Here is a 12,481-nt window from a genome sequence, read left to right as displayed (position 1 = left end):
GGTCTCGGGCGATACGGGGGGCCGACATCGCGTCGCCGGCGGCGGCGCTGCGACTCGCCGATCCGGTCGCCGCCTTTCGAAATCCTTTTGTCTCGAATCGGCGTTGGTCCGAGTGCGAGCCGCCTTAGCTCAGATTGGGAGAGCACTCGACTGAAGATCGAGCTGTCCCCCGTTCAAATCGGGGAGGCGGCATATTCCGAACCCGCGAGCGACAGCGAGCGGGTGAAGAAACGACGCCGGACCGATTTGAGCAGACGAGTCGCGAGCCCGAGCGGAGCGAGGGCGAGTGTCTCGGCGAGTTCAAATCGGGGTGGCGGCACTCTTGTTTCCGCACACCGACACGACGAGTGGCGACTGAAGATCGAGCGAGATACTGCGCACGGCCGGTTCAGTCGGCCTGGGCCGGCGAGACCACAGCGCTCTTCGCGTGCCGCGAACGCGACCCGCGGTGTTACTCGTCGGACTCGTCGCTCTCGCGCTCGTCGGGTGTGAAGCCGAAGGCGTTCTGTAGTTGGTCGACGCTGGCGACGTTCTGGATGTCGTCCATGGAGAGCGGGTCTTTGGCGGCGGCTCCTTTCCCGGTGGCGACGCCGCTGGTGAGGATGCTTCTGACGCCGTCTTCGATGCTCATGTCGATGTCGAAGACTCGGTCGCGGGGGACGTACGTGAGGAAGCCGCCGGTGACGGGGTTGGGGGCCATGGGAACGAACAGCGTCATCATCTCTTCGTGGTCGGCGGAGGTTTCGACGCTGGTGGGGGCGGCGCTTGTCTCGAAGCCGAGCACGTACATCTCCTCGCCGAGGCACTCAACGAGCTTGATGTCCTGAAAGTTCTCGGCCTCGTTGTCGAGCATCACGTCGCCCATGCGGCGAAAGCTCTTGTAGACGGTGCCGACCCCGGGGATGGAGGCGATAGTGAGATCGATGAAGTCGATGATCTGTTCGCCGTACCGATTGTGGCCGACCGCGCCGACGACCATGACGATGCCGAAGAGGATGAGCAGGGCGATGAGTTCGGTGAGGAACTCGATGACGAACGAGAAGAGGTTCAGTTCGATGAGGAGGCCGAAGAGCTCGACGCGCTCGAAGGGCCGGATGAGGTTGAAGTAGCGCAACACCGAGATGAACGGGTCGAGTGCTTGCCTGATGAGGCTGACCGCCATCTGCGCGATGTAGAGCGTGATGACCACCGGGATGATGATGGCGATGCCGGTGAAGAGGACGTTCCAGAAGTGGTCGTACATCGCGGTGAAGGTCCCGATGACCAAAGAGCGGGATTGAGGGTCGTCGTCCGAACCAGCCATATTGAGGTACACGACTCACCGAGTGAAAATAAACTGTCGGGTGGGGTGAATCGGGAACGACAGACGGCGTGCGGGCGAGTTCCGACAGCCGCGCCCCACCCGTCGCTCGCGTTCGCCATCGAGAGCATCACCGAGTGCGGCCAGACGTGTCGCGACGTGACCGCCACGATTGGCACTCAGCAGGACGCCGACGCCACCGGCGCCGAGGTGCGCTCGTCGATCGACACCGGGGGCGATCGGACCTTGCGGAGCACTCGGCTGGAGATCGAGCCGAACCCCGTCCCCGCGAGCGCAGCGACGTTTTCCGGCGTTCGAATTCCGAGCGGGAGGAACGCTCATTACGCCGCCGTCGCTACTGACGCGGATGAGCGACGACGGAAGCGACTTCGACGGCGTCGATGACTCCGACGGCGGAGCGCTCGCGGACCGGAAGCGCCCGCTCCGCTACGTGATGAGCGCGGCGTACGTGGTCGCGGGGATCACGCACTTCCTCGCGCCGAGGGCGTTCGCGCGGGTCGTCCCGCCCGGACTCCCGCGACCGCGCGCCCTCGTGTACCTCTCGGGGATCGCGGAGATCGGGCTGGGGCTGGGGGTCGCGTGCGACCGGACGCGACGCGGGTCGGCGTGGGGGCTCATGGCGCTGCTCGGCGCCGTCTTCCCCGCGAACGTGTACATGGCGACCGACGGCGTGGCGGCCGATCTCGTTCCCGACCGCCTCTCGGGCGTCGCCCGCGCGGCGGCGTGGGCGCGGCTCCCGCTGCAGGGCGCGTTGCTGCTGTGGGCGTGGTGGTACACGCGGCCCGAGCCCGCAGACGGCGACGATCACGCGCCGGGGCGGAGCGGCGACGCGCAGCGGCGACAGTAGTCGAACGCGGCGTCGTTTGCGGCTCCGCATCGCGGACACCGCACCGAGGGAGCGTCGTCCCCGACGACTCCTTCCGAATGGCGGGACGCCCGATCGGCCGCCTCCTCGCCGTTCCGCTCCAGTTCACCGGATCGGCGTCTCCGGCGGATCTCGCGCGCGTCGCCCACGATGTTCCGGAGAACGTGGACGCCGATCCCCAACGCGACGAGCAACAGCGCGCCCGTGGCCGCGACGTAGAGAGATTGCGGATCGACCATACGTGGCGTACGGGCCCCAGCGGGAGATACTGTGGGATGGTTACACTCCACGCGACTTCGGTCGGGAGCGCTCAGTACCGGAACGTCGCGTCGAGGATGCCGGCCGTCTGCCCGGCGCCGACGACGCCGAGCGCGACCGCGGTCCACGTTGCGCCGGGCGCCAACGCGACGCCGACCGCCCCAGTGACACAGCAGACCGCGCCGACGTCGTAGATCCACGCGCCCGTCTCGACGCGGTTCCGGGTAGAGACGAACCCGGCCGCCGGGAGGAGCGCCCAGCCGTACAGCGAGAGCGCGAGCAGAGCGTCCGGCGGGACGCCGAGGGACCGGCCCAGCGCGAGAAACCCCGCGACGCCCGCGAGCGTGACGGGCGTCCCCGCGAGAATCACGAGCTTCCACGTCCGGAGCACGCCCGCCGCCATATCCCGCCAGGAGGCGGCGACGAACCCGACGAGGAGGGCGCTCATGACGAGGTGCGCGACGAACAGCGCGTGGGTCGAGACGACGCCGAGCACCGCCGCGGCGGCGACGGTCCACGCCGCCGGCACGAGCAGCGCCGGGCCGTTTTCGCGGAGGGGGCGGAACACGCGGACTCGGTTCGGCTCGGGCGGGCATAAGCGTCGGGGCGCCACCCGAAGCGGCGCAGCGGCCGCGGGTGTCCCCCGCGGCGATCGCATCGGCGAATCGTCGCTTCGGAGCGTTTTCGTCGCTGAACTGTCGGATCGGTCGGGGTCTCGCCCGGAGACCGCGTGTGCGGTCACCGATCGTCTCGATCCTCGACTGTTCTGCAGACGTTTGTCCGGCGAGACACGTGGTAACCGTACACTCGCAATCCTTATCCCCAGAGGGGGCGTTCGTTAGAATGCAATGGCGACCGGAAAGGTTGATTTCTTCAACGACACTGGCGGCTACGGATTTATTGAGACTGACGACGCTGACGACGACGTGTTCTTCCACATGGAAGACGTCGAAGGGCCGGACCTCGAAGAGGGCCAGGAGCTCGAGTTCGACATCGAGTCCTCGCCCAAGGGGCCGCGCGCGTCCAACGTCGTTCGGCAGTAAGCCGATCCGATACGGTGGGTCGGTCCGGCTGACGCCGAACGCGACTCTGACACGCGACAACGAGACTTCTGCCCGCCCCCGGATTCACGTCCGACGCGGGTTCTTATTACGACACTGAGCGCCGCTGCCGCCGTCGTCGGTCCGGCCGGCGACGAGCGACGGCGTCGCAGCGGAGCGGAGGCTCCGAACACGGCGCCGGCGAATGCGGCGACGACGACCGAGTCAGATGTGCTGACCGAAGAACCCGCGGCCCTTCGTCACTTCGACGTCCCCCTCGACGCGGACCTGACACGCGAGGCGGACGTCGTGGCTCGGGTGGTGCGGCGGGGCCCACAGACGGGCCGCCTCCTTCTTGCCGGGGTCGCTGACCTCGCCGTCGACTTGGACGGCGCAGGTGCCACACGACCCCATCCCGCGGCAGTTGAGCTGTTCGGACCGGCCGTTGTACACCGAGAGGCCCGCCTCCCGCAACACGTCGCGGAGGATCGCCCCCTTCTCGCACTCGATCTCCTCGCCTTGGTAGGATACGGTCGGCATAGACGATCGAGTGGTTGGTGAGCGAGCCACAAAGAATCGTCGGGGACGGCAAGCCGATTCGGAGAGCGCGACCGGATCGGCCCGACCCGGCTCGGATCGCGTCTGCCGGGCGTCCGACGCCGGACGGGGCGTTTTTTACCCTCGGAACCGCAGGTGAAGCGTAATGGGACTCAGGTGTCTGCTCGGGCACGATTTCGACGAGCCCGAACTACGGCGCGAGCGCGAGGAGGACGGGAACGAGGTCGTCACTACCGTCACCGAGGTAAAGACCTGCGCTCGCTGCGGCGAGACGCAGGTGGTCAGCGAGAACACCGAGGTCACGACGATGGAGCAGCTGACCGACGAGGCCACCGCCGCGGGCGACGAGCGGACGGACCCCGACGCCGGCCCGGAATCCGGATCGGCCGGCACCGGGGTCAGTGGGGGCGACACCGGCGGCGTCAAGGGCGGCACCGGCGGCGTCGAGGTCGGGCCCGACGCGGGGACCGCGGCCGCGGTCGGCGTCGACGACGACGACGCCGGCGACGACGCCGTGATCATCGATGACGGGCCCGAACCGGCCGACGACGGCCTCGCAGAACGCGGGGCGGTCGACGCCGGAGGTGCGGAGCCTGAGCCGGGAGCGGCGAGCGAGGAGCGCGCGCCGGCGGCGGGCGCGGACGGGGAGACGGACGCCGCCGACGAGGGCGACGGCGCAGAGCTGATCGACGACGGTCCCGCGGACGGAGCCGCGGGCGCGGGCGACAGTCTCGAACGCGACGAGGGCGAGTACGCGGCCTACCCCGAGGCCGAGGCGACGGAAGCGCCCGCCGACGAGGAGCACGCGGAGACCGACGACGGCGTGATCCTCGACGAGGAGGACGACGCCGCGGACGACCGCGAGCGCGGCGCCTGGCCCGACGTGGACGAGTCTGGCGAGGGCGAGGGAGAGCCGACGCCGTGGCCCGAACACGGCGGCGAGGACGAGGGGTTCAGCGCCGAGGTCGGCGACGGCGACGCCGGCGACGTGGAGTTCGGCGGCGGGCTCACGCCCGAGGCCGCCGACGCGCCGACCGACGACGAGGACGCGGAGTACGTCGAGGCGCCGGCGCAGGCGGCGGGCGAGGCCGACGCCCCGACCGGAACCGCCGGGACGGTCGACGAGGGCGCCGGGATCACCCGCGGCGAGAGCCCCGAGCTCGAGACATCGACCTCGGATGTGACGACGGAGTACTACTGCCCCGAGTGCGAGATGACCCGCGCCGCCGACGGCAACTCCATGCGCGCGGGCGACATCTGTCCCGAGTGCAAGCGCGGGTACGTCGACGAGCGACCGATCTGAGCCCGGACCCGTCGCGGGCGCTCCTCCCCGGGCGTTCGCTCGCCCGGAGATCGCTATCCGCCGGTGAACCGGACGAAGACCCCGTGACGAAACTGGTTTACGGCCCCCTGTCGAACGAACGCGGCATGAAGGAGTACAAGATGCGACGCGGCGAGCATCTGGACGACCGCATGCCCGACCTGAAAGGCTCCGTCGAGGAGTACTTCGGCGACATCACCGACACCGAGGAGTGGCAGGGCCACGAGCTGTACGTCGTCGAGGACCCCGACAACCCCGTGTTCGACCGCGTCGTGGCCGGCGCGGCCGAGTACGGAAGCAAGAAGGACAAGCTCGCGGTGCACTTCGAGGAGCGCCCCGCCGAGGACGTGATCGCCGAGGGGAACGCCGACGCCGCCGCCGACGCGGTCGACGCGAAAAACGATTTCCTGCTGGAGGCGACCGGCCGCGACGCGAAGTCGCGCCGCGACTCGCTGAAGCGCGAAGTCGAAGACGACGCCCCCGACTACTGAACGGTTCGCGCGCCGCCGAGCGGTCGGCAGTCGCCGCCGAGGAACTGCGAGGTTGCAAACAGTTTAGTGGTCTCCGGCGAGGTAGCGAGCCGTGACGCGAGGGACTGTTCCTGACACCACAGGGCCGAACGCGGACCGACGGGAGGGCACGTGTAGCTACGTCCTCCCGGTCCCCGACTACCGCGAGTCGTTTCCGCGGCTCGACGAGACGCCGAACTGGGGGATCGACGCGTCGACGCCCGGCGTTCGAGACGGAGCCTGGCGCTGCCCCCACGACGCCGAGGGAGACGCCGACTACTGCGCGTTTCACCGCGACCCCGGAGAGCGGGGGCCCGACGCGGAGCCCGTCTCGACGCTGCTGATCCGTCGAATCGAAGCGGCGAACGAGGCGACCGACCCCGAGCAGCGGCGGCGACGGCTTCAGTTCGTCGGGGCGAAGCTCGACCCTCTCGATTTCGAGTCACAGGTCGTCGGCGGGGAGAGCAGATCGACGATCGATCTCCGTCACGCGTCGATCGGCGCGGTCTCGTGTCGCCGCACGGAGTTCAGACAGCCGATCGACTTCTCGGGCGCCGTGTTCGATTCCGGGGCCGCGCCGCCGGAGTCTCCGGGCCGTGAGGTGCTCGATCCCGCCCTCGAACAGATCCCGTTCGGGATCGATTTCACGCACGCCGACTTCGCCGACATCGTCCGGTTCGACGGGACGACGTTCCGGCGCCCCGCGCTGTTCCGAGACGCCGAGTTCGACCATCCGACGAGCTTCGGCGACGCGCGGTTCTGCGATCACGTCTCGTTTCTCACGGCCGACTTCCGCGACATCGTCATGTTCGACGACGCGCGGTTCCGGCGAGACGTGAGGCTGCAGGCGTGCGAGTGCGTCGACTTGATCGACTTCAAACGGTCGTACATCGGCGGGCGCCTCAGCCTCGATCGGCTGGTGTGCCGCGGGGACGTCGAACTCGACGACGCGAACCTCGCCGACAGTCCCCCGGACGCCGACGGTCGGTGGCTGGAACCGACCGCCGGCCGCGTAACCGCGGATATGGCGGTGATCACCGGGCGACTGTCGTGTAACGATATCGCGTTCGGTCGCGAGATTCGCGTCCGCGAGGGGGAGATCGGTCGCTTGCGGCTTCAGAACCCCGACACCGACGGGAGCGTCGCGTACGTCGATCTGGCGAGATCGACAGTCGAGACGGGGACGCTGGATCAGCCTCCCAGCGATGAGGGGTCGGTGATATACGACGCGCACCGAACGACCCTCGGAAACGTGCGGTTCGAGAGCGGCTCGGACACGACGGTGATCGACCAAGTCAGGTTCCACCGAACGGAGTACGACGGGTTCGACTTCACCGACGACGACGCGCTCGACCTCGACGGCGCCAACCATCGGATCCACCGGTTCAGCGTCGACCCCATGTCGCTCCCCTGCTACTGCGGCGACGGATCGGAACACGACGGGCGGTTCATCGTCGACGACCCGGCGTGTCCCCGACACGGCCGCGAGTTCGACCACGACTCGCTGCAGGCGACGTACGCGTACGCGAAGAGCGGGGCGGACGACGCGGGCGACAACGCCAGCGCGGGGTCGCTCTTCTACCGGGAGATGTGTGCGCACCGGTACGAGCACCGGCACGAGGCGCTTACCCGGGGCGCCGGCCCGATCGGTCGGATCGCGGCGGCGACGCGGTGGGGGCGGTCGGCGCTGCTCGCCACGACGACGGGGTACGGTGAGCGACCGTACCTCGTCGTGCTCTCCTCGTTCGCCGTCGTGGCCGCGTTCGGCGCCACGTACTGGGCCGCCGACCCCCTCCAAACGGAGTACACCGTGACCGAGGCGTTCGTGTTCTCGCTCCAGTCGTTCGTCGCCTTCGTCCTCGGCGCGCCGGACAGCGCCACCCTGTTCGTCGAGGCGCTCTCGGCGATTCAGGGGTTCATCGGCGCGTTCCTGATCGCGCTCTTCGTCTTCGCCTTCACGCGGCGGATCCACCGATAGGCGCTCAACTGCTCACCGGGCCGGTCCGAGACCGATCGGACCGGCATACAAAAGTCGGTGGGGGGTGAACCGCGACACATGTCAGCGATCGTCGTGTCCGCCGTCGACTCCTACGACGTGAGCGATCGGACGGTGACGCTCTCGTGTGCGGTGGAGGCCGACGAGCGAGACGTGACGCGGACCGTCCCGGTGTCGATCCGGTTCCACGCGCCGGGGATATTTCGGTTCGAGCTGCGGACGAACCCCGAAGCCCCGGCCGCGGAGGGCCCCCGGACGTACGCGCCGGAAGCGATCCGCGAGCCGGTGTCGCTTTCGGTCACCGAGGCCGAGGGGACCCTTCTCGTCGAGACGTCGGCGTTGACCCTCCGGATCGGGACCGACGAGTGGGCGTTCGACGTGTCCGACGCGGACGGCAGAACGCTGCTGAGCGAGCAGCGGTCCGACCGGAACGCGAAGGGGGCGGTGCGGAGCCGACCGCTCGGGTTCGACGAGGAGGTCGTGAACGGGTGGCCCCTCCGGGTCGACACCACCCGAACCGCGTTCGCGCTGCGCCCGGACGAACGGATCTACGGGTTCGGCGAGAAGTTCACCGAGTTCGACAAGCGCGGCCGCGAAATCGAGTCGTGGATCACGCAGCCGAACGGGGCGGAGACCGAGCGCGCGTACAAGAACGTCCCGTGGTTCGTCTCGACGCGGGGGTACGGCCTCCTCGTCGACACCGTTCACCGGACGCGCTTCGACGTTGGAGCGTCGTCGTCGGTGACGAACGGGATACGCGTCGACGATGACGATCTCCGGTTCGTGTTCGTTCACGGTCCGGAGTTCAAGTCGATCCTCCGCCGCTACACCGCGATGACGGGGCGACCGAATCGCCCCGAACCGTGGACGTTCGGCGTGTGGATGTCGCGGCTGAGCTACGAGTCCCGCGAGGAGGTGGAGTCCGTCGCGGCGCGGCTCCGCGAGCGGTCGATTCCCTGCGACGTGTTGCATATCGACCCCGCGTGGATGTCGCTCGACGACATGTGCGACCTGCGGTGGGACACGGACGCGTTCCCGGAGCCGGCGGCGATGATCGACGGACTCGCGGCGGACGGGTTCAGGGTCTCGCTGTGGGAGTTCCCCTACGTCCAGGTCGACTCGCCGCTGTTCGAGGAGTTCGCGCGGAAGGGGTACTTCGTCGAGGACGGGTCGGGATCGCCGTACGTCCTGTCGCGGCTGAGCGCGGACAACAGGGGGGCGATCGTCGACTTCACCGACCCGGACGCGCGGGAGTGGTGGGCCGAGCGACACCGACAGCTCACCGAGCTCGGGGTGGACGCCTTCAAGCTCGATTTCGGGGAGTACCTGCCGCGGGACGCGGTGCTGGCCAACGGGCGGACGGGCGCGGCGATGCGGAACCGGTACCCCCGAGCGTACCAGCGGACGGTGCGAGACGCGATGCGATCGGCCGGGACGGAGCCGACGCTGTGGGTCCGCGCCGCGTGGACGGGCGATCAGGTGTTCCCGATCCACTGGGGCGGCGATCCGAACACCACCTTCGAGTCGATGGCCGCGAGCCTGCGGGGAGGGCTCAGCCTCGCGCTGTCGGGGTTCCCGTTCTGGGCGGCCGACATCGGCGGATTCCGGGGCACGCCCTCGACCGAGCTGTACGTCCGCTGGGCGCAGTGGGCGCTCCTCGGAAACAGCCACGCGCGGTTCCACGGGACGACGCCCCGGGAGCCGTGGGAGTTCGGTGAGCGGGCCGAGCGGATCGTCCGCGAGCACGCGGAGGAGCGGTACCGCCTGTTACCGTATCTCTGTGCGTACGGAGAGCGGGCGAGCCGCGAGGGGCTCCCGGTCATGCGTCCGCTCGTGTTGGAGCATCAGGGCGACCCGGCCGCGCGGGCGATCGACACCCAACACTACGTGGGCGAGGAGCTCATGATCGCGCCGGTGCTGTCCGACGACGGCCGGCGCGAGATCTACCTCCCGGACGGCGAGTGGGTCGACTACTGGACCGGGGAGCGATACGTGGGGAGCCAGGTCCTCGACCGCGACGTGCCGCTCGATACGGTGCCGCTGTTCGTTCGGGCGGGAAGCATCGTGCCGACCCGCGAAGCGAGCCAGCACGTGGGGGAGGGCCCGTGGACGCTTCGGCTCCGCGTGGAGTTCGAATCGGACCCGGACGGCGAGCCGGAAACGGTCGCCTTCGAGTACCACGGTCGCACCGAGGGGGAAAGCGGGACGATCACCGCGGTCCGGGAGCCGGACACGGGCGCGGTCCGCGTCGAGACCCCCGGGGGGTGTTCGGTGACGGAGGTGCGCGTCGCCCGACTCGCGGAGCCGCCGTCCGTCCTCAGCGTCGACGGCACGGCGTACGAGCGCGTCGACGGCGAGCCGGAGAGGCAGGAGTGGACGTTCGACCCGGAGACCGGAGTCGCTCGCGCCGCCGTCTGACGGTCCGTCGAAGCGACGCGGACGAGTTCTCGCGGTTCTCGGCCGTCGACGACGGCCGGAGTCGCGGATTCGAGACCGCGATGACTGAACGCGTCCGACGCAGGGCGGATAACGTCAGGATCGATCGGTGTAAAGTTTATTCAGAATCGAGTTAATTATTCGGATCATTTAAGCCGTCAGGGGGCGAAGGTGAAGTATGAGCATCGAGACGGTCATGCTAGCGGTCGGGACAGAAGACGAAGCGCGGACAGAACGGCTCGCGGAGGAGGCCATCGCCGTGGCCGAGCCCGCGGGCGCGGAGATCGTGTTGACCCACGTGTTCGCCGACGAGGAGTTCGAGGAGGTCAGGTCGCGGCTGGGCGTCGACGAGGCGAGCGAGGGGTCGACCCCGGACGCCGTCGCCGAGCGACACACGACCACGCGGACGCTCTCGAAGGCGCTCACCGAGGCCGGCGTGTCGCACTCGATCCGCGGCGCCGTCGGCGACCACGCCGACGAGGTCGTCGAGGCGGCGTCCGCGGTCGGGGCCGACCGCGTCCTCGTCGGCGGACGCCGCCGGTCGCCGACCGGGAAGGCCGTCTTCGGGAGCGTGGCGCAGGAGGTCCTGCTCTCGTCGCCCTGCCCGGTGACGTTCGTGCGCTCGGCGTCGTAATCGGGGTATCAGCGTCGTTACGGCCGAAATTCCGGAATTCGGGAGGCCGACGCGCGCGATCCCGAGAGCGGTGCGCGCCGGCGCGTCTCCCCCCGAAGCGTCCCGCTTAAGTGATACCGGTTCGCGGGTTTATCCGATGTACTACGTGGGCGCCGACCTCGGAGCGACCAACGTCCGGGCGGTCGTCGGCGACGAGACCGCGACGATCCTCGGATCCGATTCGCGAGGGACCCCGCGCGGGCCGAACGGGATCGCGGTCACCGAGGCCGTCCTCGGCGTGATCCGCGGCGCGTGCGAGGACGCCGGCATCGACCCGACCGCGGCCGTCGCGGCCGGGATCGGCTCGATCGGGCCCCTGGATCTGGCCGCCGGGGTCGTGCAGGGCCCGGCGAACCTCCCGGACACCATCGAGCGGATACCCCTCGTCGGACCCGTCTCGCAGCTGTTGGAAACCGACGAGGTCCACCTCCACAACGACACCATCGCCGGCGTCATCGGCGAGCGGTTCCACTCCGAGCGCAACCCCGACGACATGGTGTACCTCACCATCTCCTCCGGGATCGGCGCCGGCGTCGCCGTCGACGGCAACGTGCTCTCGGGATGGGACGGCAACGCCGGAGAGGTCGGCCACATGACCGTCGACCCGAACGGGTTCATGACCTGCGGCTGCGGTCTCGACGGCCACTGGGAGGGGTACTGCTCGGGCAACAACATCCCGAAGTACGCCCGCGAGCTCCACGAGGAGGATCCGATCGAGACCTCGCTGCCGATCGAGGACCCCGACTTCTCCGCGGTCGACGTGTTCGAGGCGGCCGGCGAGGACATCTTCGCCGACCACGTGATCGATCAGGTCGCCCACTGGAACGCCATGGGAGTCGCCAACGTGATTCACGCGTACGCCCCGCTCGTGGTGAGCGTCGGCGGCGCGGTCGCGCTCAACAACCCCGAGCGCGTGCTCGACCCGATCCGCGAGAAGCTCGCCGACATGGTGTTCATCAACGTCCCCGAAGTGCGGCTCACCGAACTCGGCGACGAGGTGGTGGTGAAGGGCGCGCTCGCGAGCGCGCTCACCGGCGGGACGGGCGACCGGTCCCGCGTCGACTCGCCGCCGGAATAAGCCGCCGGCCCGAGAGAGCCGGCCCGACGACACCCCCGTCAGTCCTCGAACTCGGTCAGTTCGGGTTCGACGGCCGGGTCGACCGCGTCGCGCGTTTCGAGGTACGCGTCTCGATACCGCCGGAGCTTCCGGACGAGAACGTACCCGAAGGCGCCTTGGAACAGGATGACGAAGACGAACAGCGCGGCGACCCGCGGGAGCCCGGTCACCACCGAGACCACGGTCGTGACCGGTCCGACCAGCGAGTTGTACAGCGCGTGGATCACGGCGGCGATGACGAGGCCCTTCACGATGATCGGGCCGCGGTTCTCGGGGTTGAACTTCGCGAGCCCGAGGTAGTACCCCGCGAACGCGGAGTAGATGACGTGACCCGGCCCGGCGAGCGCGCGGAGCGCCGTGATCCCGTCGCCCGCGCCGAGCGCGGCG

General features: G+C 69.3%; 13 protein-coding genes and 1 tRNA gene. 9 read left to right on the top strand and 5 right to left on the bottom strand.

The window, feature by feature from the left end:
- The first annotated feature begins 118 nt into the window (after window positions 1-118).
- A tRNA-Phe gene (locus tag DJ69_RS11775) sits at window positions 119-192 on the top strand.
- A gap of 259 nt (window positions 193-451) precedes the next feature.
- Here the strand turns inward: DJ69_RS11775 and DJ69_RS11770 are convergent.
- Window positions 452-1,303 (bottom strand): DUF502 domain-containing protein, encoded by an 852-nt coding sequence (locus DJ69_RS11770; protein WP_099255784.1) that lies wholly within the window; start codon window positions 1,301-1,303, stop codon window positions 452-454.
- A gap of 364 nt (window positions 1,304-1,667) precedes the next feature.
- Between DJ69_RS11770 and DJ69_RS11760 the strand changes: the two genes are divergently transcribed.
- The gene (locus tag DJ69_RS11760; protein ID WP_099255782.1) at window positions 1,668-2,168 is read left to right on the top strand and encodes a DoxX family protein; all 501 of its coding nucleotides are present in this window, start codon (window positions 1,668-1,670) and stop codon (window positions 2,166-2,168) included.
- On the opposite strand, the gene DJ69_RS11755 is transcribed toward DJ69_RS11760, so the two are convergent.
- Together DJ69_RS11755 and DJ69_RS11750 are read right to left on the bottom strand one after the other, a co-directional pair.
- A complete protein-coding gene (locus tag DJ69_RS11755) occupies window positions 2,126-2,425 on the bottom strand; it encodes a zinc ribbon domain-containing protein (RefSeq protein ID WP_099255781.1) in 300 nt (99 codons plus the stop codon). The genes DJ69_RS11760 and DJ69_RS11755 overlap by 43 nt on opposite strands.
- A 71-nt stretch (window positions 2,426-2,496) precedes the next feature.
- Window positions 2,497-3,012: a hypothetical protein gene (locus tag DJ69_RS11750; RefSeq protein WP_099255780.1), complete on the bottom strand. Its 516-nt coding sequence runs from the start codon at window positions 3,010-3,012 to the stop codon at window positions 2,497-2,499.
- 280 nt (window positions 3,013-3,292) lie between these two features.
- Between DJ69_RS11750 and DJ69_RS11745 the strand changes: the two genes are divergently transcribed.
- The gene (locus DJ69_RS11745) at window positions 3,293-3,487 is read left to right on the top strand and encodes a cold-shock protein (protein WP_004048101.1); all 195 of its coding nucleotides are present in this window, start codon (window positions 3,293-3,295) and stop codon (window positions 3,485-3,487) included.
- Window positions 3,488-3,709: 222 nt separating this feature from the next.
- Here DJ69_RS11745 and DJ69_RS11740 read toward each other — a convergent pair whose 3' ends face one another.
- Entirely contained in the window at window positions 3,710-4,024 is a 315-nt protein-coding gene (locus DJ69_RS11740; RefSeq protein WP_099255779.1) for a 2Fe-2S iron-sulfur cluster-binding protein, read from the bottom strand.
- A 163-nt stretch (window positions 4,025-4,187) separates the two neighbouring features.
- Between DJ69_RS11740 and DJ69_RS11735 the strand changes: the two genes are divergently transcribed.
- From DJ69_RS11735 to DJ69_RS11710, 6 genes are all read left to right on the top strand, one after another.
- The gene (locus DJ69_RS11735; protein WP_099255778.1) at window positions 4,188-5,345 is read left to right on the top strand and encodes a DUF7093 family protein; all 1,158 of its coding nucleotides are present in this window, start codon (window positions 4,188-4,190) and stop codon (window positions 5,343-5,345) included.
- 125 nt (window positions 5,346-5,470) lie between these two features.
- Window positions 5,471-5,854: a DUF5611 family protein gene (locus DJ69_RS11730; RefSeq protein ID WP_099255777.1), complete on the top strand. Its 384-nt coding sequence runs from the start codon at window positions 5,471-5,473 to the stop codon at window positions 5,852-5,854.
- A 91-nt stretch (window positions 5,855-5,945) separates the two neighbouring features.
- Window positions 5,946-7,850, top strand: coding sequence for a pentapeptide repeat-containing protein (locus DJ69_RS11725; protein WP_099255776.1), 1,905 nt, complete (start codon window positions 5,946-5,948; stop codon window positions 7,848-7,850).
- A 78-nt stretch (window positions 7,851-7,928) separates the two neighbouring features.
- Entirely contained in the window at window positions 7,929-10,286 is a 2,358-nt protein-coding gene (locus DJ69_RS11720; RefSeq protein WP_099255775.1) for a glycoside hydrolase family 31 protein, read from the top strand.
- A gap of 196 nt (window positions 10,287-10,482) precedes the next feature.
- Window positions 10,483-10,938 carry a universal stress protein gene (locus DJ69_RS11715; RefSeq protein WP_099255774.1) on the top strand — a complete coding sequence of 152 codons (456 nt, stop codon included), beginning with the start codon at window positions 10,483-10,485 and terminating at the stop codon, window positions 10,936-10,938.
- Window positions 10,939-11,074: 136 nt separating this feature from the next.
- Window positions 11,075-12,055 (top strand): ROK family protein, encoded by a 981-nt coding sequence (locus DJ69_RS11710; RefSeq protein ID WP_099255773.1) that lies wholly within the window; start codon window positions 11,075-11,077, stop codon window positions 12,053-12,055.
- A gap of 38 nt (window positions 12,056-12,093) precedes the next feature.
- Here DJ69_RS11710 and DJ69_RS11705 read toward each other — a convergent pair.
- The coding region (locus DJ69_RS11705; RefSeq protein WP_144050434.1) for a PrsW family glutamic-type intramembrane protease at window positions 12,094-12,481 on the bottom strand (388 nt) is incomplete at its 5' end.

The sequence above is a fragment of the Halorubrum persicum genome, from assembly GCF_002727125.1.
In the GTDB taxonomy this organism is placed as follows: Archaea; Halobacteriota; Halobacteria; order Halobacteriales; family Haloferacaceae; genus Halorubrum; species Halorubrum persicum.
This window is presented reverse-complemented; position numbering and strand designations above follow the sequence as displayed.